The sequence below is a fragment of the Shewanella sp. VB17 genome (genome assembly GCF_013248905.1).
Lineage (GTDB): Bacteria > Pseudomonadota > Gammaproteobacteria > Enterobacterales > Shewanellaceae > Shewanella.
The window spans coordinates 161,919-184,489 of sequence record NZ_JABRVS010000001.1; the positions used below are offsets into that span (position 1 = coordinate 161,919).

Consider the following 22,571-nt stretch of genomic DNA (forward strand, 5'->3'; position numbering starts at 1 on the left):
TAAATGACTGGGTTAATTAAATTTTAAATAGAAATAAAATTATTTTAAAAACAACATTAAATCTAAAAAACAATGTTTAAATTTATTTATATAGCGCAAAGAAAAACCCAACAGGGTAATTAAAATCAACTAACGTTAAAGTGAAATTTAATTGACTCGACACCTACAAATAAACAATTCATCAAGAAAAGTTTAAAAAATGTAACCAGTGCGATGTGATGTATAAAAATATGACATATTGAGTTCCATTATTATAGTTGTAAGCTCATTTTGTAGCCATTACAGTAACACCAAAGTATTACTTGTCAATACCTTTTGATCACTTTTAGAGCAATTATGTTTTTTATGTAATTCAACGGTATGACTTAACACCTAGATGTAGCGCTATAATCTCAATAAAAATAAAATGACAATACCGCCAATGAAATAGAATTAACTCACTCATTTACTATTAGAATTACCAAGCACTAAAAACAACTAAGATAATAAATCACATCAACCCAGTTATTAATAAGTAACCACCTTGTTAATTATTAATATGGTAACAGGTTGACAAAATCAAATAACGAATTTAAATATCAAGATGTTTAGCATAATAATAATGTGCTTTCTGAAACGTTGGCGGTATCAAACAATCAAAATTAAACCATAGAGATAACCACTGAAAAATCTACTTTTTACATTTAAACTCATCCAACAAGCATTATTTTTTCTTATTTAAAAACCAAAAGGCTAAAGTGAACCAAACTCAAGAATACCAACAATTAAACAACAAACAAATCTGAACCAATAGAGAAAGTGGCATTTTTGTTTCAATAATGTACAGTGCACGCTGTTTAACGTCAGTTGTTATGATAAGTGCTTGCTAGATCTCAGCGACTTACTAACACCGTAAGTAAACACTAAAAAATAATAAATAATAAATAATAAATAATAAATAAAGGAAAATATGATGTTAGTTAAATTAGCTTACAGCCTCTGGTTAAACACTTATGTAATCAAAACTATTTTAGTTAGTTGTAGCATATTATGCTCAATGGCTTTAGCAGCAAATCCTCACTTAACAGCGAGTAAAAAGGGCAAAATGACTCCTGCGGCAAGTGTGATAACGCTCAATAATATGATGTTTCCTCTCTATCAAACCGCGTTAACTTCATTTAAGACAGAGCTAATGGATCAACACCCAGTCATATTGGGCTTATTCTCGGGAGCGGGTGGACGTTTTATGTTATATCGGCCGGGAATGGCACCGCTAGAAGCGCCTGCGGCCCCAGAAGCATATCAGTTTGCCAAATCCATTGGTCACGCAAGTATGGCTATTTATCAAATAGTCAGTGCCATAGACCCTTCAACTGACAATTCATGGAAGCAGCCTATGCTAGTCTATTTAAAAGCGAATCAAGCAGCCTTAAAAAACCTTAAGTTAATTAAAGCTACCACAAAAGATCGGCACATTTTTCAAGCTGTCCTTGTTCGTAATATTAATGTGATGAGTCGCTGGCTTGAAAATGGCACTTTTAATAAGGATGAAATTAAACGCTTTGCTAGAGATTCAAAACCTTTTATTACAGAATTAATTGATATTGCTGTTATTTATCAGGTAAATCATTGGGTTGAGGTACTTAGTCAGTGGAAAAAAATGCTCGGTAACGACTGGGATAATACCTACGCCATGACTAACACCTTGTACGTCGCACGTCAGAACAATATTCTTTTTCTGATTTTAGCCCAATTTATGGGAATGGAAGCCATTAATAGACGTCTGATAATGATTGAGACCACCGAATTTACCATTGAGCCTGACAAGATGCTTAACCTACTGGCTCGGATCCTTTCCGATCGAGTGCTAGGAGAGGTGTTTTTTAATGACAATATGCTGATGGATACCGAACTTTTAAGTTCTGGCGTCAGAGACGCATTAACTCAGGCAATGTCACTGGCGGGTAAAAAAGCAATTTTTCCAAGTCCAGTGCCCTTCAATAGTAACCAATGGCCTTGGCGAACCGATCCAAACATGGGAAGCGGCGCCAGAACGATGCAAGAGACCGATAGCAAATAGTATTGGTTATTTTTGATGACCGAACCATGTATTGTGTACTTTATCTAATCGACTATTTATTTTAATCTATTTATAATGGCGCAATGTTCCCTTATGTTTGAGTAACTGATGAATTTAGATGAGATAATAACTTGCTTTAGTAATGAGTTAACAGAACTACCTGTTGAGGCGTTATTGAGTGCAAGAGAGTTGTGGCCCGAACTTCTACCCATTATTGACGAATTAATGCAGCGGTTTATTGTCGAGGAACACTTAGATTATTCAGAACTTAACTTACTCTTTTTCAGTATTACCATGATCATCGATCGTAAGCAGTTTGATCGCTTTGATTCTTTAATTAACTTAACCAATAGAGGTGATTGGCCGTTAAGAGACCTTTTTGGGGATTTTATTAGCATGGGCCTACCCACGGCATACTACATTTTGGCTCAGGGTAAGCCTGATAAACTGTGTGGTATTGTTCATTCCCATGAGGCCGGGGATTTTATTAAAATGGCCGCAATAGGAACCTTATTTGCTCAGTTAGATACAGAACAAATAACTCACGAGACATTGAATGGTTTTTTCCCCGAGTTCATTAAAAATTTAGTTAATAATCATCAATCAAGCGCTTTACTTTACTTAGCTAATGAACTTATCTCTTATCAATTTGATCAATATCGACCTCAGTTTACAGATTTAATCAATCAAGGTGTTATGGACAATGGCCCCATTGAAAACCAGCCAATTCTTGATTGGGATAATGGCTGTATTGGGGATTCTGACTGGGAAAAGGGTTTTGTCAGTGGCGACTTTGATGTCATTGATTTTTACGCTCAATGGTCGGATTTTTCGCCCGAAGATAATATCAGCGATGAGGATATAGCAGATGAAGAGCTTGAGAATATCCTAAAGAATATGATGTACTCAAATAATGAGCTTGGTGGCATGGATATCGACAGTTATGCTTTACAACAACCCTATGTTGCTGAAATCAAAGTGGGCCGTAATGATCCTTGTCCCTGTGATAGTGGTAAGAAATTCAAGAAGTGTTGTCTTGTGTAAACAAAGTTAAAATTGGACACAGTAGCGATGAACAGGTTACATCGCAATCTCTTTTTTCATACACCAGAAACGGCTATCGCTCTTTTAAATTTCGGCAATTAACTTGGAGGTTTTTTTAGACTCTAAAGAAATTGCCGATTTAAAATAGAAAACTTCTACCAAGTTTTCTTGTGCATATCTTTTTTCACATAAACCATTTGAATAACAACCACCTAGATAAGCAGAAGCTTCTTTTAGGCCCATTGAGCTATTAAGTGCTAAGTCAGCTGCCGTAACTAGCCCATCATGTGAAGTAGCAATTTTTAACACTAGGTTTTCAATTTTATTATTTTTTAATTTTGATTTGTGTCGCTTTATGGATAACGAAATTAACCCAAAAACGAGTGTGAGTATGCCAAAAGCTATTGTGACTGAAATATAATTCTCTTTAGTACTAAAGAAAGTAAAAGTCATTACCAAAATACAGCATACAGTCGTAGCAAGTGACGTTAAATAAATAAGAGTCAAAAAAATAAATTTTAACTTTTCCATGTTTGAATACTTCTCCAATGTTTCATAAAATATGAAACCCTGTTAATGGGCAAAATGCTAGACCTAAAGCACAGGTGTTTATGGGTGCCAAAAATCATTCACTAGAACCAGTTTACCACAGTAGCAGTAGCAGTAAATGTATAGCGAGGGCAAACCTGAAGATGAGGCGTAGCTGGTAAAGTTCACCTCCCATAAACACGTGACCAGAATTAGTTGACCATTACACATCCACACCTTGGTCTTTACAAGCAGTGTGCTGCTTCGATTGCTTCTTTTTGTTGAAAAATTTACTGTTTTTTGAGGCGACTACCAAGTTTCATCAAGTTCAGCGTAGAGCTGGTATGAGCCTGTTATATCATCCCAATTGTTAATATCATGAAGGTATTCAGCTTTAGTTAGCTTAAATTTGAAATGTTCTTCATAGGGCGTTTCTAGCTTGCTTTTAAGAGGAGTAGGCTCACCAGCAAATTCAAATAACCAATATAGATGTTCATCACGGCTGGCTTTACCTGTTAAGTTATCATCTATGCTATGTCTTGGTAACAGCTTTACATTAGCAACACGATAAAGGTATTGACCATACTGCTTTTCACCCGTTATATCCTCTCGCACTGTTACGATGAAGTAGTGCACTTCACGGATAATATTTCGATGTACATTCTGGCGGTTGGTCGCTAATAGTTGAGTATGGTAGCCCTTTAACGCGCCTGTCCTAGCCTGTTGTATATAAGTATTATCACGGTTGATCTCATTAAGAGGCGCTACCATAGTTAACCCGCTATGACGGATAGCATTTTGACCATAAGGGGGTATACGTACAGCATCCTCCACAAAATAATAATCATGGCTTCGCTTTCGGTAATCTGACGTTGTTCCACCCAATTTCTGTTTAAGGTAGTTTTGCAACCACAAACGGTGACTTGATGAGTCGAGATCACTGGGTAACAAGGCAAAAGCACCTATACCTATTTGATCTATCGCCTCTTGATAGGGATTTTCATCTTCTGCTTGATCACAAAAACCTGGGTATAAAGCGAATGCCCCCATTACTGGCCGACTCTTTATCGGTTTTTCATTATCTGTCTGTTGCTGATGAATGATGGCATCTCGGTAGCGATGCATCTGATTTATTGCACCTTCTGGTACTGCATCTTTACCACTAATCTGATAATCATCAATTCGATATTTAGCATCGAATAAAATAAAGAATGATTCATTATTTGTCAGGATCACTTGCAGTACTATATCAGGGCGCTGATTCGCTAGCCAAGTACGGTTTTCAACGCCTTTAGGTGAAAACGATGGCTCATGGGCAAGCTTAATCGCCATACCATCGCGGTCACGTTTATACTCGAATGCGGCAGCCATACCATTTTTACTAAACTGCTTTTCAAACTGAACCTGCTTTAACTTAGACAGTTCTCGCTTTTGCTCTTTAAAACCAAGACTTTTAATGACTTCCATCACCTCAACAAAGCACCAAATCTCATAGAGATCGGCTATCGATTTCACTGAAATATCACCATGGCTATCGGTTTTATTTAAGTAATGCTTTAATTGTTGCCATAGTTTGTAGACCTTGGCATAGCCGGTCCCTTGTTGCAGTACCTTGGACTCACTATTGAGTCCATTAAAATTGCCCACTTCACGCCAAAGTTGCTGCTTGCTCACTTTATTAAAGCTTTTTTGCCACGCTTGCAGCTGCTCAAAAAAGGAGTTGGACATTTTTGTCCCTTTTTCCGATGCTATAGCAGTTATCAGTGTTCTTAAATTATTTGAAATCGTGTTGATAACCATTTTTATGAAACGATTTTCGGGCGTATCAACAGCTAACTTTTTATAACCAATATTGATGCGCGGATTGGTTATGCCTGCATTCATCAGCTGTTGAGCTTTTTCAAGTTGCTTTGGTTTTAATCGTTTACTGACTCGATCTAATGCTTGCTGTTTAGTAAACGATTGCAATCTGTTATGGGGAGAATTGATGATCTGTTTTACACCAAGTTGTAACTCCTCTACTAGGCGTTCAAATTGTGCTAACCAAAACAGTTCAAATTTATCTAGATTTCGACTTGATTTACTCACTTGTTGAGTCGTCTTACTGCTTAAGCTATAGCGCCATAGAGGGTAGATATTATCAATGGCTTGGTTTATTAACCTGAGATCTTGCTCAACCACCATTTTAGTAGCAAATATATTAAACCTAATGCTTATAGAGCATGGCTTATCATTTATTTGATAATCTAACCTAAAACGACAGCGGCCAACATCATTGCCAAAATTAAGCGTAGCCTGAAGTGTATTGCCTTTTCGGTTTAAGTAAAAAGCTTCTTCTATTAAGCGGTGTTTGTGGTTAACCGCAGCAGAATGTGCAGTCACGTGGCGTTTAAACTCAACTTCAAACCGATATTGTCTATTCTCAAAAAAGAAGGGGGACTCTAAAGCTAACCCATCATCAAATGTGGCTTTATATTTACCCTTTAAATCATCAGCTAAAACGACAACATCATTTTCAGCAGGTTTGGCTAGGTTACGCTGTGAATAGGTATGGGACAGTTTTTTTAACGGGCTCACGATATCATCACAACTCACGTAGACAGTGAAGTCGTGATGCTCAAGCTTGATGGTAGCGCGTTTACTTGTTGTCATTGTTATCGAGTATTCCTACAACGCCATTATGGCCAGAATGAAGTAAAACCAGACGCTAACTGAGCTGTCATCGCTTCAATCTTTTTATATGAGCGGCAGTCTGTCTCAACCACTTTTTCATTGGTATGGTCATTATATGCTCGTAATAGATCAGGGCGCTGACGTTGCCAAATATCCTTAAGTTCGCTCTCTAATACAGGTACAAGTTGCTCAAGTAGGTTACTTTCACTATTAGTTGCCAGCTTATCTTCATCTCCCTCAATGCGTGGCAACACCTTACACATTAAAAAGTCATCAAATACAGCCTGTAACTCTTGTTCAGTCTTTGGTGCAAAACTAATCACTGCTAAACACAGCTCGTTAAAAGCCCGAAATGCCAGCTCAAATGCAGTTCCTTTCAACACGTCATTTATCGCTTTAAAGAATGCTGTGGTTTTTTGCGCATTATTATCCGCTTGCACATTCTCAAATTGCTCCAATGTAGCTTGGCTATAAATAGGGTAACTTAATGACTTGGCAACCTTGGTGGATTCAAAAAAATCATCAATATCATTTGGGAAAAACTCGCCAAAATCAAAACTCAGTGCCCGGTCAATCACTTTACGGGAAAATCCATGGGTCGTTTCATCCATATTCACCGTACCAGCCACAATTAAGTTAAAGGGAATACTGATACCATGCTGACTAAACAGCTGCCAAATGTTGTCGTATTTTACATCCTCAAACCCAAGCTGCTTACGCAATTGGACAGAATAGTCACAATGATTGATAGTCGATGCACTTAACAGTGCATCACTGCCATAGGTAAAATCATCACCAGTCCATTGCCATCTTCGGGTTTCTATAACTGAAAGGTAATCGGCAAAATATTGCTCAACAGGCGCTAGGTTCATTTCATCTAAACAGAGCCAATAAGGGTTAATATTATGTAAAGTATCAATATCACCACTCACCACTAATCTAGTGTGATCTTGTTCGTCTAGTTCCTCTTCCACAGTTAACTCACTGTCAATAATGGCACGCCATGCGCTAGCGATAAACTCCACGACATCTGTGCTAACATATTCAGTGCTATCTTTTAGGCGAGAGACATAGCCCAATAAATCACTTGGATCATGCCAATCTGGGCGTACCGAGGTTAAGCAGTAGGTTTCACTTAATGAGCCGGAAGACCTCGCTTGTTCACGCACAAAACGCGTTTTACCTGTGCCCGAAATACCCGCGAGGAGAAGGAAGGGTTTAGACATTTGAGTGCTGTAAGATGGTTTATCTATTTGTTTTTTTAATTCTTTCGATGTTATTTTCACTTTGCTGTAAATATTTAGAATTTCTATCAAATCAATAATTAATTGTTCATCTGATGGCATTGAAGTTGAGTCGTAAAATTTTGCACCAGCCGTAGCCCATGCATAGGATTTACCAAGGTCAGTCGTAGATTTTATATCAATGACATCATTCCATTGATTTAATTCTGGAATATAATTTATAAGATTACATTTCATTATTTCTGCTTGGTTTTTAGCTTCTAATTTACCATGTTGGGATTCTAAGTCTGTTGTGCCAAAACAAAGTGATAAATATATTCCTGAGCCATCCCCTCTAAATAAATAAACAGGGTAAACACCTGATTGTGTTGATTTTGTTATTTCTGGATTCAAAAGAGATAACCAAGGGACATTTGCCCAATAACCAGAACCAGCACTCGCTTTTATAGTTAAATTTGGAAATTTAGCTGAAATTATTGATGTTATTTTTTCTTTTAAATCATTTCTTAATTTATTTGCTAAAGGGTGATTTTTAAATTTTTCATCTCTAGCTTTTGGCCAACCTTTTGCAATTTCAGTTAGTAAAGCATTGAGTGATGACATCATAGACCCTTTAATGTTTCAATATATTCACTAAAGAAAGTATTCTACACCTTTCAATTAATTGACTAAAGCTATAAGTTTTTGAAAAGTATATATCTTGTTCTGTCTTGGGTTTTGCTTTGGCTTATCTTGGGCAAATGATTTCCCACTTCTACGGGAAGATCACGGGGAAGTCCTTGTGTCTGGAAGATTGGCTTGGTTACCAATCTTATCAAAATTGGCTAAATTGTTTACTTTTGCTAAACAATAAAACAATAATCTGCTACTGTTTGCTCCTCTCAGAGAAATCCTCAACCCAACCCTCAACTCGCCTTAGTTAGTTTTAGTGCACACATGGATCATGTCTATCGCACAATAACTGGCTATTTTCATTGAAAAAAGACACTATTCTGTTCGAGCGCTATTTAAGGGATTAGTCAAGGAGCAAGGAGTTAGTAATGGAATTAATCAAGAAATTAGTCAAGAAATTAATCAAGGAAGAATGATGGCAAAATTAGGGGGAGCGAACAAATGTGGTTGCTCTGCGTGTAATCCATTTATCAAGCCTAGGCCAGCATGGGAAGAGCCGCCTAAGTTGACACAAAAAGAGCGTATTCACAGACAACGTTTAGCGCTTTATAAAGAGTCAGAGGAAACGCGAATACATGTACAGGAGAATCAGGGCCGATATGCTGCACATAGAGAAAAAATACTGGCTGAACAAAAGGTAGCAAGTCTGGTTATCCTTTCTGCTGCTATTGCCGCAGAAAGTGAAGCTGCACTTTCCGCAGCCATTGCCGCTAACAAAATAACGGCAAATGATGAAATGGAGACTCAGTGGCTTAAAGTGCCTCGTGGCCAACTAACGTTTGATGCTGAAGGAAATGATACCGATGGAAGCATGTTTTTTTCGCGTAAAGTGCATGTGCCGAATAATAAGAGTCTGGTTATCGGCAGCTCTGGTGTAACTATTGGCCGAGGCTTAGACATAGGTAGTCGCTCCGCTGCGGAAGTTGAAGCTATATTTAATCGTGTCGCTCAAGACGCTAATCCTATTTCAGCAGACCTTTTACAGTGGTTAAAATCTGGAGCGGGTAAGAAAAAACAGCATGCTTACGATCACTATCTAACACTAGACAGTCAAGTGCAGAAATCAGAACAGCAGTTAACTAGAAAACAACAACACTTTTTATTTTTAGATATTTACTCTGAATATGAAAAAACCACGAAACGTCTATTAACCAAACAAACTGTTGCTGATGAGTATGGGGTAGTTAATTATGACTCTTTAAGCCAAAAGGTTAAAGATGTGTTAGTTGATCTGACTTATAGGGGGGATAACGTTGGATTTGATGGTAAATACGGCTCAACAAGAAAGTTGATTGTCCCTGCCTTGGTTCAGGATCAAACCCAAGGGCTTTCGGGTGAACAATCTGATTTTTATCGTGTTATGCGAGGGAAGTATTGGGTTCAATCATATGGCGTTGACGATAATCGTTATTTAAAAAGATATAAGGCAATAGAATGAAATTAATTATGTTATTAGGTGCAATGTTATCAACATCAATCTATGCTGCTTCAATTGATGATTATAGGTTCTATTATTCAGATTACAGTTTAGATACCAAAAAAGAGGACACACTGGTTTATATTTTAAAAAATGATCCGTGTATCATAATTGAAAAAATAGGAAAGGGTGAGAAAACTCGCTACTGTAAATTGGGAGACGCTGGTTTTGATCTGGAGTCTGAAGCTCCGAGTGTTTACGCTACTAGATTAACCATAATCGGTGAGAGTGTAGAATTTATTGCTGCAGCTCCATGGAATGAACAGTTTTGTGAAATAGATATTTACGATAAAAAAATCACCTGCAAACCTACCGGGAAAAAATAATAATTAGATGTTAAAAAAAACCATCCTAAAACGGCATACTTATCGGATTAATTTTTTATTTTTGTATGCTATTTTATTCTCTTGCGTATCGTATGCAGAAGTAGAGGTGAAAGTTCCACCAAGCGATGAGTTAAGGACGTTAGTTAAGTCTTATGATAATCAAAATGCCATAACGGGAATCACAATTGCGTATGTTCCGATAAAAAAACCTTGTATTAATATCATTTACAAAGGTAAACACACTGAGCATTGTTTTGTTAATAAAGGCGAAGATTTATCTAACAGTGATAAAATGGGCTTTTACGTGACTTTACAAAATGCAGTAAGAGACGCTGTAACATTTTCTTATGATACTCTATGGTATTCAATGAATTGTCGGATTTTTATTGATGAAAACAAGATAAGTTGTGACAAACCATATGGGTAAATACAAGTAAACTTTACAACAATAATGACTCGGTTATCGGTAACTCTGATGTGACCTTTGGCCGAGGTGTAGACATTGGTAGTCGCTCTGCTGCGGAAGTTGGAGCGATATTTAATCGTGTCGCTCAAGACGCCAATCCTATTTCAGCAGACCGCTTGCCGTGGTTAACATGCAGGCGCCCTGCGCGCGTCATTGGCGAGTGATAAATGCCCCTCAGCAGGCTCGGTAAATCAACAAGTTAAATTCCATCTGATTGTTATTCACCCATCCGCTTGCTTAATGCCAACATTTTTGTCGATATTAAGCGGCGCAGCTTAACCCGATCTCAGGTTAACTTGAAGTGGTCAACTATGCCTGCCTATATTTACTTTTAGAAAATGTGATCAGCCTTCATTCGAAGATTTCAGATAGTGAACTTTCATTGCGTATGGCTTCCAGCTCTGCATAAAGGTACTCGGTAAAAAAACCATGCATCAGAAATCGCTGACTTAAATTCCAAGGGCCAACTAAATAGTGAGGATATTTGTTGTATGCCATCTCAACAATTTCAGGTTTATCTATAATCCGGCCAATACGGATCGCAATAGACTGATCTAAGTTAAAGCCGTTTATCGCATCTCGGTATTCGTCTCGTGTTAGCAAGAAGCAAAACAGACACATGAATAGTGCGTGAGAGGTTTCGAAATCAATCACTTGAGTTTTCTTTCGCGCCAACTCAAACGATGCCATATCCAGCTTTTCCCAATGCTCCCATGTCAACGATTTATGTGCCACTTGCAGTGCATCTTTTACATCCCCAAATTGGAAGAAAGCCTCAAAAAGCTCTTGGTCATGCTTAATAAAAGTATCCCGTAACATATCGTCAATACGCTTTGGATACAGATCCACGACCACATCTTTACCGGTATTTTCGGCTAGGAAATTAAGCACATTAGATTCGGTTGAAAAGTGACGCAAGATTAATAGATTCGCCTCTGGTGACACTAGATGCTTGCAGAACCAGCAGATCATTTTTTGCAATAAACCATGACAGTTAAACTGCGGCAGCGGAAGTCGCTTAAAAAACCAGATAAGATGTAACAAGATAGCAAACAGGCACTGCAATATCGGTCTCAATGTCCATCGAAATGGGTTATCGAGATCTTTGACCCACAAATCAACGGCGGCTTTTTCTATCGGTAATGAATTGTCGTTGGCAAGGGCACGTATAAACGCGCTTTGCTCTCTATTGGACATGATCAACCTCCTCCAACTGCAGAATGTAAAGCCTGGCAACGACCTCGGCGGTACGCTCTATCGATTTTATCGCAGCAGCATCAACCGCCACGCGATCCACCAGCTGATACAACTCCTCCATATGATGTTCATCATTCTCACCGTGATAACGCATAAATTGCGTGGCTGTGCTCGGTAACTCAAGTTGCTCCTCTACTAATGCTGCCCATTTGCTCGACATCTTGTTACCCAAGCCTTCAATGATCCACATGGCACCAATGAGATCGATCGGATTTTCTTGACTAGCGCGATACATTAAAAATCCATGTAACGCTTCTGAACCTATATTCTTACTTGTATTTTGAATCACGCTCACATTGCCGCCAGTGGCGACATAATCACTTTCTAGCAAAAGAAAATCCTTATGTTCATCCTTAGCATGGCCTATCACCGTTGAGCGAACATCTGCATAGTCTCGATTAAAGCTCGATGCACAGCGAGTGATCCAGCGGGAGCCTTCAATGACTTGCTGACGTAAATTCACAAGCAGTTTTTGATAATCTTCATGACTGAGCCGACGCTGCTCTAAACGTTTTACGATGGGGGCCTTAGATAACGCCAGATCAAAATCAAACCAGATCTTGAGAAGGGATTGTAAACACGCTTGGCCCGAGGGTGTTAAAATATGTTCTGTCATCATCTACTCCACGACAGTTAAATGCATGTAGGCACAATTAAATCGGCCACTCTCTGGTACCATACAAAACAACGTTTCGCCTACTGACAAGGAGTGTGTAGCGAGAAATTCATTCAACATGATAAAAATAGAGGCACAGCCCGTGTTACCTCGTTCATACAAATTGGTGTACCACTTCTCTTGCGGAATGCGCACTCCGGCAACCTCAAGCATCTCGACGATTTTACTTTTGAAATAGGCAGATGAAAAATGACATAACACATGGTTTATTTCTGCGACCTTGAACATCTCATCTTTCAACAGCTGCAAGAAGCCATTTACACCAACGGAAACGATGTTATCAAGTAGACGAACATCTTGACGTAGCAATAATGCCCCCGCTTTCTCGGCGTCGCTGTAGGTCGGAAAATCTTGCCAGCTCTTAGTGTCATTTTTTGGCATCCCCACCGACATACAAACCGGATAGACATCGGCATGGGAAAAGCTTTTTATCCAATCTATTCGTAAACTTTTGCCCGTCTTTCTTGGTCGGTTTTCAAGTAATAAAGCCCCAGCACCATCGGACAACATCCAACGTAAAAACTCAGCATTAAAATCGATTTCATTACCTTCAACTTGCTCATAACGAGTATGTTTAAACAATCGAGACGCCAATTCACTGGCGATCACTAAGGCATTAGTAGACTCCTGCGCCTTAATATTTGTATAGGCTGCTTTAAGTGCCATCATGCTGCTGGAGCAGATCCCATGGCTAGTGTTCAGCTGAACCGAAGGGATATCTAATTCAGCTTGTACCATGCTACCAAAACCTGGCAGCACCAAATCACCTTGGCTCGTCGCGACGCTAAGCATCTCCACTTGAGTGGAGGATATATAGCTTGCATCCAAACAGCGTAGCCCCGCATTGGCGGCCATTTCACTGTTAGTAATTTGAGTTTCTTGTTGCTGATTGATAGCGTAATGACGTGTTTTTATTCCGTTGGATTGCAATATTTTATGCTTCAATCGGCTTTTTTTACCATTCACTAACCCTAAGATATTTTCTATCTCGTCATTATCTATTGGGGGGCCAGGTAGATAATGCCCTGTACTGTTAATATAGACGCTCAATTTATTGATTCCTTTCTTATGGCGACTCGAATACATCGAATATTTTCTTCGATATAAGGAAATACACAAACGACAGACATAAAGCTTAAATAGATCAGCAAATACCCACTGCCACCATGTGGTGTATCCACAGCAATTAGAGACATATTATCTTGCCAATTCAAGCTGATAAGATTGATGAATTGCGGCCAATTTATAATAATAATAGTGATCAACATATACATAGGAAGCGTTCCGAGATAGTTATGGGCATGCATCTCCCAAATTGATATTTCTCGTTTTGGGGCCGCAAAGCTGACATCCGCGTGAGCAACAACTTCGTGCAGCATCCAAGTTAAAAAGCAGATGATTAAAATCAATACATTGACGGTATATAGAAGACATAACACCATAGGGATCGCAATTTGAATGCCCATTAATGAATGCATGAGCGTCTCTTTAACCCCCGAGGTGTGTTCTATTTTTGTGGCTCTGTGACAAAGCCAATCCGCTAATCCTGCGATACCCCAGATTGGCAGTAGCATGAACAGCAAAAAGTTAATCAATAATTGTGACGTATCCATGCCAATATTAGCTCTATTCTTTATTCCTAAATAATTGGATATACTAACATCCTTAGAAGTATTTGTAAGGTAAGCTTCAAGGCATTCTAATGAATTGATTTTAAATAATTTTGTACCTTCCCCCTGTCTCAGGATTGTTGCCCCCCCTTAAAATCATTCATGAATTCAGTCTAGAGAACGGTAAATAGAGAGCTAAACAGCTCGATATTCACAAGCACTTAAAGACGCATACCAATCAATTACACTTTCATTAGTTTAAGCGCGTAGCGAAAATCTCGAAGGCTTGTTCCAGTCGGTATTACCCAGTACATGGAAAATCACCTAATGTTTTCATTATTAATCTTGGCTTATCACATCCTACGATTATTCCTCCATTAGGCTGTATTATTGAAATAGGCATCGACCAATATCATCTGCTGAAAAAGTTTTAGTACCTTTAATCGGCTTAAAACTGACTGCTTGCTGACTGGTATTAAATAAATAGCCACTTACATGGCTGCTAGTAACACCATCTTCTACCTGCTTAGCTTGACCAAATAAACTTAACGTCACACTATTACTTGCCTCTATTTCCTGCTTATTACTCTCTATATCATCTACAGTGCTTGTGCTTGTACTATTACTGGTACTAACAGCAATCACCTTACCAAACATATTTTCTTGATATGAACATGCAAGCTCCCCGACCTCTAATGGATTGTTTTTACTAGATATCCATTGTTCACGTGACGGGATGCTATCTGTTTTCTCGGTTTGTTTAACCTGGTCATTTGGCATCTGGTTACCCTTGTCTTCGGCTTTTTTTTTCCATGTTAGATCCTCAATATTGCTATCAGCCACTTTTTTCCATGTTAGGCCCTCTATGTTGCCATCAGCCACTTTTTTCCATGTTAGACCCTCTATGTTGCCATCAGCCACTTTTTGCCATGTTAGATCCTCTATATTATTATCAGCCACTTTTCTCCACCCTACATTTTCTGAATTACCTTGTGCCGCATCTTGCCAAAAATCTCGTTCTTTAACGGTTTGTTTATAGGCCTGCATATCCGGTAAGCCCTCGTTTAATGGCTGATATTCACCCACTAGCAACTTCGGATCTTGTAGGTACTCTTGGTATGCTTGTGGAGAAAGAGACTGCTTAAGTAGCTCAATAAAAGCCACTAGAGAGCTTTGTGGGGCTTGTTGGTCAACGAGATAAAGCAGATAGTCTTTAACTAACGAAGGTTGTATTTTTTTTAGCTGAGCTAGTTGGTTATTTACTTGATAGACTTGAACATAAAAGTCATAAAAATCATATTTATACTCTTCAAAATAGTAATTAAGCAAGGTGCGATTACCACGATTGGTTTTGCTTTTATATTCTGTTAATTGTGAGCAAACTGGACTACAAATATATTTATTGTTAAACCAAGGCGATAACAAATTAATTTTATTAACGTTTTTTTCGTTATCAAGTTTAATGTTTTTTAGCTGATAACTTAAAGGAGCATGAATATTTTCCATCGGTAACTGGGATAATTTCGCACTAATAGTAATGCCATATTCTGGTAGGGTGCTTTCGCCGTACTGCATCAATGCCAACCATTTGTCTACCGTATATTTATGACCTTGTTGAGCTTGATCGATTGAACTTTGACAAGCCGTTAATAATATTAAACAAGGGAGACCAATAAAGGTGAATAAGTAGCAACGAGTTAATGTGTCAATGATGATCCTAAAATTATTTATCATTAGGGTAGCTCACTCCATTCGATACCTGCTACTTTTGTAAAGGTAACACTTGTGCTAGGTGTTGTTGGTGAAACAATGAGTAATTGCCCTCCGAGATACATATTGACGATGCCTGAACTACCACTGTCTATTTGTTGGATCGTGTTAGGGATAATAACAACGGTTTCAAAGTCACTAACTGATTCTCCAGCTGGAATATAAAGAAAACCATCACCTTCATTATCACGTTGATCCATTTTAAAGCGGATCTGCTTGTTTGGGTTGGCTATAATGGTGTAATGACCTCGTATACCACCGCCATAAGCACCACACATCTTCGATGGATTGCTCACTGTTATTGCACCGGTTTCATGACTCATCGTGCAATTACCTGCAATGAAAAGTACTAAACCGAAAGATATTTCTTTATTGACATGAAAAGAAGGCGTTAGGGCATAGCAACTAAAGCTTGTCGATAAGAATAGAGATATCAAAGCAAGTCGGTGGTAAGTCATACTATGTTTCATTTAATAACCTTTTGTCGGGATAAAGAGATTTATCATTTCTCAGGTAACTATTCTTCTATAGAACTCACCGCATTTAATACAGTTTTTCTACATTGGTAAATGGTGAAGAAGACGTTACCCAACCGTCAATATTTAATCTATCTTTTGCTAATATTGCCGCTTTCTTACTGGCAAAAACCTCACTAATTAAGCAGTAAAGCGTACCTTTATCTGTCGATTTCTTGGTGGAAGCAAAGAGTGATTTTACATTAAGCCTTTGTGCTGCATTTGTTTGGAAATCAGGGGAGTTTCCAGCATAATACTGAATAACCCAACCTGCCCTCATTTGGTTATTGGTATATTTTTCTTGTTGGTTGGCATTGTCACCTTGGTTGCTGATTTTTTTCAGATAATAATCTTGATTTGCTGCGAAGTTTGCCTTCGCAAAGCTAAGAGCTTGTTCTTTTTTATCGAAATCGCCTAACATTACTTTATAAACAGGGAGGTTATTTATTATGCTTTTTATCACGTAAGACGCTTGTGCTAAGTGAGTATATTTTGAAGCGGTTATATCCGCGGCAGCTTTAGTACTAAATACGCCTAACTGTAGGGTGTAAATATTGTTTTCTCCTGACTTTACAGCCACTTGTGCACTGACATCTTTTTCAACTCTTGCTATATTGGTTGCAACCGTTTTTTCTCGAGGCTGATTAGCAAATGATATTGACGGTAGTAAGTCTTGATTATTTTTTATGGCGTTCACTATTTTCAATTCATTCAAATCAGTTTCTAACTGTTGTTTTTGTTCACCTATATGCTTAACACTTACATCAGAAACACTACCTTTAAGGATGCTGTTTTTGATAGCATCATTTTCAATGCTTTTATCTTCAGGCGTTAATGAGTGTTTAGTCACTGATTTTCCTTTTGGGGGAAAATTAAAATACTCACGGCGAATTTTTTCATCATCGTCCCAAATAATCACTTCGGAATTATCTTCTGTTAAGTTAAAGTCAACGATAGTTTCTGCCGCAATGTCTTTTTCACTATCGCTTCGTTTTAACACTAAAGTACTTAGCTCTATGAAGCCACCCGCTTTAGGTGACGTAAAACGATAGCCAATAATATCTGCTGTTAACCCTTTTTCCCTGAGGTAATCTTTTGATATTGTTAGTTGGTATTGTTCTGGACCCAAATTAAGAAACTCATAGTAACCATCAATATCTGTTTTAGTCGTGATAACTGAACCATTTTGGCTATATAGCTCAATTTTTACTTGCTTGAGTGGTATGTCATTACCTGCCCTTTGGACAAAACCGAAAATTTCAGTTGTCAGATTAAATGGCATGTTAACTTCAACATAAGCTCCAGGATGAGTGTATCCTACATAATTATTATTGACGGTATGCGAACCTTCTTTCCATGAAGCACCAAATCTAAACTCACCACCTGTAGGTACGCCAGGTAAAATAGCACGGCCTTCATTGCCACTTTTTATTCCTTGCCATTCAGGACTACCAATAAATTCCACTTCAGATAAGTTATAATCAAGTGGATCAGGTATACCATTTGCTTGACGATCTAGATAACTATGTGTGTCTAGTGTTGCTGATTGACTAGAGGTTTTATTGCGAAATAATAGTCGGTTATTATGATAGTCATAACCTAAAAAGAAACGAATGCCGAGATTAAAGTTCCATGTCTGATCCGCATTGTAAAGTGTGCCAAGACTTAATTCAAACTGCTCTGCGTTCCATGTGGTTCGGTAACTAAACTGCCAATTATTATCCCCCTCGCTTAAGGGGCGATAGCGTGCCGTAAAATAATTATTAATACCATAAAACATAGGGCTCCATTCTAATGTCATGGTTGAGCTATTAAGAATAATGTCATCTGCTTTAGGATCGTAATTAAGGCTACTGCTCAAGCGAACATCATCCCATATTCTACCACTTAAATTAATACTGCCTTGCAGTGAGTCACCTTTAAGTATCATGTTTTCATTGGGTTTATTAGGATCGACTGTATTCAACAATTCCGTTTCGAAGTTAGAGTAATTAAAAGTATTAGTAAAATACAGTTGGCCAAAGCTACGGGAAAAATTATTACGTATATACCAGTTATTGGTCTTTTCTTTAGTATAATAAAAACTCGATATGCCATAACTCCAAGTCGCTAGAGACCCCGAAATACTGGCATTAAAAATATCAACATGGGAATTTTTAGCATTCAATCTTGCACTTTCATAGTCATCAGCAGACTCGTAAGAAAAAGTAAAACGTTCCTTGTTAAAGATATTACCTGTAATACTGGTAAGCTGTGCATAATTTAAATCTTGATTAAATGACAGATCATTTTCGACTAAATAACCTGGGAAAGTAAAAGCATTTTTCATACTGAAAAGTTGTTGCTTACCGTCAAAGGGATAGTCAATATTTGCAATACCGAAGCCAAGTTGCCAACCGTCTGAAATACCATAATCAAAAGTACCACCAAAATCCGTTAGCCCCCTATCAAGGTTACTATCATCATCAATAAGGCGATGATTCCGATCTAAGGCATATAGGTTGTAAGCCATGCCTCCTTTACTTAATGCATTTTTAGTAAGATCAACATACTTTTCAATGATTTCAGTTTCACCGTAAGGACCATAAAGCTTTATTTGATAGTAGTTATTGCCATATTCAGTCAACACATCATTAAGGATGAGTAAACCGTTATCAGGTACTGTTGCTACAGAAATAAAACGGTTATTGTGAAATAATTCAGCTTCCCAACCTGGAGGAGCTGTTTCTTCTATTGTTATTGCTAGATTTCGTCGTCGAAAGTCCTCTGGCGCTTGGTCAAACTGCGCTCCAAGGCCTGAGTTTGTTCGTGTGGTTAAGTTATTACTGTAACCACTGATATCACCAAAACTGTATTTATCAAAAGCACCAAGAATGTAATCGTCAGGTTTAGTCTTGTAACGACTTAGCTTTAAACGAGTGGATAGTTCGTCATTATTAACTTTACCTAAGGTAAGATCCGCTGAATGGTAGAGTAAATCAGAGTTGAGTTGTACTGACATTAGGTTTTTTTGGTCGCTGTCTTTTAAATCGAGAAAAGCACTAATACGACCATGGGGTACCGTTAGGAGGCGATATTGATCAGGAATAGTAATTTCTGGAGCAATTTTTTCTTTTGTTTCCCTCACTTCAGCAGACATTTCCAGTATACGTTGCTGCCTTTGTATTTCAACTTTTTGAATAGGGAATAAATAAATTTCAGTTTTTATGAGTATGCGTAATTGAAATTTATTGACTTCGATACTGACGCCAAAAAAGTTCGCTAACGTCTTATCGTCAATAAAAAGATAAAAACCATCATTCGCCCAAAGAGACTCTGTTTGTGCTGACGCTATTTGTTTTAAAAAGTCACCCGTCACTAACTTACTAAGAGGAAGGGTGTATTTAATATCTTCTTTCCAAACGATGAGTTGGTCTGTATGTAGTTGATAATTTATATTTAAAGAATCAAATAATGGCTCTATTGCGATTAACGTTCTATCTTGATGAGGAAAAGCATCAATAGAGCTAGCAACATAGTCACTATTTAACTTTACATCAAGCAATAAAAGCTCTTCTTCTACTAGCTGAACTTCTTTGAATGCGACTTCGGCAAAAGCCTGATTAGCTAGCAAAGTAAATAAACTAAACACAAAAATAAGGGACAGAATACATTTCAGCTTAAGTGGCGGTTTAATAGAATGACATTTCATTGACATTGTTTACTGCTCCTTAGCTGTTTTTTTATTACTAAAAATACAAATATGCATATATGTAATAAATATATTTAAGGAAATCTCATTATTTTTATTATTATGCTGCCGTTTTAGACATCGCTTTACTGACATAGCATTCCCAATGTTCTTGCCAGCTATTATTAGTGGATATTGAAGCTCTCACCTGAAGTAGAAAATGCAAGCCTTTACGTGACCACCTCATATGTTGTTGTCGATGACAACGCTGATTAATTAAACTTTCTACGGTTGATTCTGATAACTGACTAGTGAAAATCAACCCATTTTTGTGACGCTGTCGGTAGTCAATAATATAGCCAAGATTATTGTTTATATAACTTAATAGCTTAGTTATATTTTGCAGGTCATTTTTTTCATTAAGATTATTTTTTATTTCCTCAAGCCGGATGATTGCTCTATCAGGATACCCTCGCCATAAATGCCATTTAGCGCGTTTGGCTTTTTCTCGTAATCGTTTGTTTTTTAGTGATAGATTCTCAAATTTCATGACAATATCAAACCAATCTAGTATCCGTGTTACATCATGGCAATGGGGCGCTATCGCATCGATTACATTCCAACAATTATCAGTACCACCACATATTGCTGTGATTGAGGTATCTTTGGTCATACCTTGCTTTATGGCTGACTCAAGAGCTGTCTGTTTAAGATAAGATTGTTGATCAGCCAATGCCGAGGCGGCGCTGTGTTTACTGATTAACCTCCCCCTTAAGCTTGAAACTGGACCATTGCGCTTTAGCTTCCCCCCGCCGTAATCAATCAATTCTGGATCAAAAATCACCGCGGTCATAACTTCAAAGCAATTTTTATCAGCTTCAACAGTATTGACGTATCCTCCATCTACTTGAATACACAGGTTATCAGCTACTTGAGGTTGGATGATGTTATCATTACGTGATAATAAGCTTAGGTATTCACCAATGCATTCAGTGGTTTTCTTAATCCGCTCATGGTTATTAATACTTCGCTTCTTAGAAGAAAGTAACGCCAGTACATGCTCCGCATCCCGGTAACTGTATTTCGCGCCCATTTCAGTTTGAACCCTAGCAAGATCTGGGTGAATAGCGCAGCCAAAAAGTGAATCGATACTGGGTATACTTTTCCATTTACATTTGAGGCAGATTTGCTTTCTGGTGGAGACTTTATGATCTGTGTAAACGCCATGAAAGTTTGATTTCACGTAACCATTACGGGTAATTTTATTATTGCAGCGTGGGCACTTTGGAGTGTCCTCTTGCAGAAAATACGATTGTTCATCAAGGAGTGCCTGTTGAATATATTGAAGCATTTCTATCTGCTCAGCTTGTCGATACCCTAGAGCAGCTAAAGAGCTAGGTGGGATCACGGGTTTAATATTTATGATCGAGTGAGATTTTACCTCGCCAGCCTCATTTATGGTTTCAACAATGACACGCACGCTAAGATTCATATTAGGCTCGCTTATCCAATTCTCTCAATCAAATCAAAGCATAGCCTATTAAGCATACAATTCAATTACACGTGTAACTATATTTTTCTGCCAACCTTTTAAGTCTTCATTGTAAATTCAAAGCCGTTTTTTTCACGAGGAACAAACTCGCATTGGCAATATTTACCGTACTTGGTAGTGACGTAGTCAACACGGTATCTAAAAAATAACTGCAATGGTCAACATTTTGACTAGAAGTTAGCATTTGCACAAATAGTAAAATTAATGAGCTATCCTTTATTAAAGATAGTAAAACACTAAAAAAATCAACTTAATAGCATTCAAATAGATGACTTTTAATTTAAATATTAGCATTAAATTATTTATATTAAAGCTAATAGTCAGTGTTGGCTTATAAAATGCATAGATTACACATTGATTGTTAACAACATAACATTTCCTTTATACAATGGAAAAGCCATGAAAAAATCACTTCAAACTTATAGCTTACTGTTCGTTACTCTGCTAGCAGCGGGTTGTGCAACCCTTGATGACACAACGCGGTTATGTGCCAATGATAAAGGTGAATTTTATAAATGCGTTGATGCTGAGCTAGAGCAAGAAATGGCAGTGAGCACTGAGAAAACGTATCATGACTTTCAATCTGAAAGAAGCTTTCAAACGCTCAATGAGTACACTGAGCAAATGGTTTATCGTTTACATCAAAAGTTATCAAGAAAAAAGATAGCAAAATCAATTGTAGTTCCTCCTTTTGTATCATTATCTGCGATAGGATCCTCTAATCCTAACTTCGCTATAGACTTGGCTGAAGCTTTTATTATTGATATGCAAAACATTGGATTGCCTACAGCAGAGCTACTTTGGGCTAATATATCAATTGATTACCAAACAGACTATTTAACCTATTTAGAAAAATCATCAGGCTATGACGATATTGGCTATGTATTAAAGGGGACGATGAGAAAAACAAGCAATGGAATTATGATTTATGCAAGAGTTATAGACATTGAAAGTAAAAAAGTTGTTGCTTCCACGGCTAAGCTTTTACCACTTTATTTAATTTAGTTATCCTTCAATTTATTATCGATTGCT

18 protein-coding genes are annotated in these 22,571 nt (G+C 37.7%); 7 read left to right on the forward strand and 11 right to left on the reverse strand.

Annotated elements, in window-relative coordinates; translation table 11 throughout:
• The first annotated feature begins 1,036 nt into the window (after positions 1 to 1,036).
• Both HQQ94_RS00685 and HQQ94_RS00690 read left to right on the forward strand, forming a co-directional pair.
• Positions 1,037 to 2,059, forward strand: coding sequence for a hypothetical protein (locus HQQ94_RS00685; protein ID WP_173292640.1), 1,023 nt, complete (start codon positions 1,037 to 1,039; stop codon positions 2,057 to 2,059).
• Positions 2,060 to 2,167: 108 nt separating this feature from the next.
• Positions 2,168 to 3,103 carry a DUF1186 domain-containing protein gene (locus HQQ94_RS00690; RefSeq protein ID WP_173292641.1) on the forward strand — a complete coding sequence of 312 codons (936 nt, stop codon included), beginning with the start codon at positions 2,168 to 2,170 and terminating at the stop codon, positions 3,101 to 3,103.
• 84 nt (positions 3,104 to 3,187) lie between these two features.
• Here the strand turns inward: HQQ94_RS00690 and HQQ94_RS00695 are convergent, their stop codons facing one another.
• From HQQ94_RS00695 to HQQ94_RS00705, 3 genes are all read right to left on the reverse strand, one after another.
• Positions 3,188 to 3,634: a hypothetical protein gene (locus HQQ94_RS00695; RefSeq protein ID WP_173292642.1), complete on the reverse strand. Its 447-nt coding sequence runs from the start codon at positions 3,632 to 3,634 to the stop codon at positions 3,188 to 3,190.
• 306 nt (positions 3,635 to 3,940) lie between these two features.
• On the reverse strand, positions 3,941 to 6,283 hold the full coding sequence (locus HQQ94_RS00700) for a DUF2357 domain-containing protein (protein ID WP_173292643.1): 2,343 nt from the start codon (positions 6,281 to 6,283) through the stop codon (positions 3,941 to 3,943).
• 26 nt (positions 6,284 to 6,309) lie between these two features.
• Entirely contained in the window at positions 6,310 to 8,154 is a 1,845-nt protein-coding gene (locus HQQ94_RS00705) for an MrcB family domain-containing protein (protein ID WP_254303968.1), read from the reverse strand.
• Positions 8,155 to 8,635: 481 nt separating this feature from the next.
• On the opposite strand from HQQ94_RS00705, the gene HQQ94_RS00710 reads away from it, so the two are divergent.
• The 4 genes from HQQ94_RS00710 to HQQ94_RS00725 all read left to right on the forward strand — a co-directional run bounded on the left by HQQ94_RS00710 (position 8,636) and on the right by HQQ94_RS00725 (position 10,653).
• Positions 8,636 to 9,658 carry a pesticin C-terminus-like muramidase gene (locus HQQ94_RS00710; protein ID WP_217273966.1) on the forward strand — a complete coding sequence of 341 codons (1,023 nt, stop codon included), beginning with the start codon at positions 8,636 to 8,638 and terminating at the stop codon, positions 9,656 to 9,658.
• Entirely contained in the window at positions 9,655 to 10,023 is a 369-nt protein-coding gene (locus tag HQQ94_RS00715; RefSeq protein ID WP_173292644.1) for a hypothetical protein, read from the forward strand. The genes HQQ94_RS00710 and HQQ94_RS00715 overlap by 4 nt, the downstream gene beginning before the upstream one ends.
• Before the next feature lie 106 nt (positions 10,024 to 10,129).
• Positions 10,130 to 10,450, forward strand: coding sequence for a hypothetical protein (locus HQQ94_RS00720; protein ID WP_173292645.1), 321 nt, complete (start codon positions 10,130 to 10,132; stop codon positions 10,448 to 10,450).
• A 50-nt stretch (positions 10,451 to 10,500) separates the two neighbouring features.
• A complete protein-coding gene (locus HQQ94_RS00725; protein ID WP_173292646.1) occupies positions 10,501 to 10,653 on the forward strand; it encodes a hypothetical protein in 153 nt (50 codons plus the stop codon).
• A gap of 187 nt (positions 10,654 to 10,840) precedes the next feature.
• Here the strand turns inward: HQQ94_RS00725 and HQQ94_RS00730 are convergent, their stop codons facing one another.
• From HQQ94_RS00730 to HQQ94_RS00765, 8 genes are all read right to left on the reverse strand, one after another.
• The gene (locus HQQ94_RS00730) at positions 10,841 to 11,686 is read right to left on the reverse strand and encodes a DUF6999 family protein (protein WP_173292647.1); all 846 of its coding nucleotides are present in this window, start codon (positions 11,684 to 11,686) and stop codon (positions 10,841 to 10,843) included.
• Entirely contained in the window at positions 11,676 to 12,365 is a 690-nt protein-coding gene (locus HQQ94_RS00735) for an iron-containing redox enzyme family protein (protein WP_254303969.1), read from the reverse strand. The genes HQQ94_RS00730 and HQQ94_RS00735 overlap by 11 nt, the downstream gene beginning before the upstream one ends.
• Positions 12,366 to 13,472 (reverse strand): beta-ketoacyl-ACP synthase III, encoded by a 1,107-nt coding sequence (locus HQQ94_RS00740; RefSeq protein WP_173292648.1) that lies wholly within the window; start codon positions 13,470 to 13,472, stop codon positions 12,366 to 12,368.
• A complete protein-coding gene (locus HQQ94_RS00745; RefSeq protein ID WP_173292649.1) occupies positions 13,469 to 14,035 on the reverse strand; it encodes a diguanylate cyclase in 567 nt (188 codons plus the stop codon). The genes HQQ94_RS00740 and HQQ94_RS00745 overlap by 4 nt, the downstream gene beginning before the upstream one ends.
• Positions 14,036 to 14,419: 384 nt before the next feature.
• The gene (locus HQQ94_RS00750; RefSeq protein ID WP_173292650.1) at positions 14,420 to 15,766 is read right to left on the reverse strand and encodes a hypothetical protein; all 1,347 of its coding nucleotides are present in this window, start codon (positions 15,764 to 15,766) and stop codon (positions 14,420 to 14,422) included.
• Positions 15,766 to 16,272, reverse strand: coding sequence for a hypothetical protein (locus HQQ94_RS00755; RefSeq protein ID WP_173292651.1), 507 nt, complete (start codon positions 16,270 to 16,272; stop codon positions 15,766 to 15,768). Before HQQ94_RS00755 ends, HQQ94_RS00750 begins: the two co-directional genes overlap by 1 nt.
• 73 nt (positions 16,273 to 16,345) lie before the next feature.
• Positions 16,346 to 20,014, reverse strand: coding sequence for an SPOR domain-containing protein (locus HQQ94_RS00760; RefSeq protein ID WP_173292652.1), 3,669 nt, complete (start codon positions 20,012 to 20,014; stop codon positions 16,346 to 16,348).
• Positions 20,015 to 20,108: 94 nt separating this feature from the next.
• Positions 20,109 to 21,479 (reverse strand): UPF0236 family transposase-like protein, encoded by a 1,371-nt coding sequence (locus HQQ94_RS00765; protein WP_173292653.1) that lies wholly within the window; start codon positions 21,477 to 21,479, stop codon positions 20,109 to 20,111.
• A gap of 459 nt (positions 21,480 to 21,938) precedes the next feature.
• Here HQQ94_RS00765 and HQQ94_RS00770 point away from each other — a divergent pair, with 459 nt between their 5' ends.
• Positions 21,939 to 22,544 carry a FlgO family outer membrane protein gene (locus HQQ94_RS00770; protein WP_173292654.1) on the forward strand — a complete coding sequence of 202 codons (606 nt, stop codon included), beginning with the start codon at positions 21,939 to 21,941 and terminating at the stop codon, positions 22,542 to 22,544.
• Positions 22,545 to 22,571 lie beyond the last annotated feature (27 nt).

Excerpts from the sequence above, each read along its gene's own strand:
- HQQ94_RS00765 (WP_173292653.1), bottom strand. The coding sequence starts at position 21,479 with ATGAATCTTAGCGTGCGTGTCATTGTTGAAACCATAAATGAGGCTGGC.
- HQQ94_RS00750 (WP_173292650.1), bottom strand. The coding sequence starts at position 15,766 with ATGATAAATAATTTTAGGATCATCATTGACACATTAACTCGTTGCTAC.
- HQQ94_RS00715 (WP_173292644.1), top strand. The coding sequence starts at position 9,655 with ATGAAATTAATTATGTTATTAGGTGCAATGTTATCAACATCAATCTAT.
- HQQ94_RS00695 (WP_173292642.1), bottom strand. The coding sequence starts at position 3,634 with ATGGAAAAGTTAAAATTTATTTTTTTGACTCTTATTTATTTAACGTCA.
- HQQ94_RS00755 (WP_173292651.1), bottom strand. The coding sequence starts at position 16,272 with ATGAAACATAGTATGACTTACCACCGACTTGCTTTGATATCTCTATTC.
- HQQ94_RS00700 (WP_173292643.1), bottom strand. The coding sequence starts at position 6,283 with ATGACAACAAGTAAACGCGCTACCATCAAGCTTGAGCATCACGACTTC.
- HQQ94_RS00760 (WP_173292652.1), bottom strand. The coding sequence starts at position 20,014 with ATGTCAATGAAATGTCATTCTATTAAACCGCCACTTAAGCTGAAATGT.
- HQQ94_RS00770 (WP_173292654.1), top strand. The coding sequence starts at position 21,939 with ATGAAAAAATCACTTCAAACTTATAGCTTACTGTTCGTTACTCTGCTA.
- HQQ94_RS00710 (WP_217273966.1), top strand. The coding sequence starts at position 8,636 with ATGGCAAAATTAGGGGGAGCGAACAAATGTGGTTGCTCTGCGTGTAAT.
- HQQ94_RS00745 (WP_173292649.1), bottom strand. The coding sequence starts at position 14,035 with ATGGATACGTCACAATTATTGATTAACTTTTTGCTGTTCATGCTACTG.
- HQQ94_RS00735 (WP_254303969.1), bottom strand. The coding sequence starts at position 12,365 with ATGATGACAGAACATATTTTAACACCCTCGGGCCAAGCGTGTTTACAA.
- HQQ94_RS00705 (WP_254303968.1), bottom strand. The coding sequence starts at position 8,154 with ATGATGTCATCACTCAATGCTTTACTAACTGAAATTGCAAAAGGTTGG.
- HQQ94_RS00685 (WP_173292640.1), top strand. The coding sequence starts at position 1,037 with ATGGCTTTAGCAGCAAATCCTCACTTAACAGCGAGTAAAAAGGGCAAA.
- HQQ94_RS00690 (WP_173292641.1), top strand. The coding sequence starts at position 2,168 with ATGAATTTAGATGAGATAATAACTTGCTTTAGTAATGAGTTAACAGAA.
- HQQ94_RS00730 (WP_173292647.1), bottom strand. The coding sequence starts at position 11,686 with ATGTCCAATAGAGAGCAAAGCGCGTTTATACGTGCCCTTGCCAACGAC.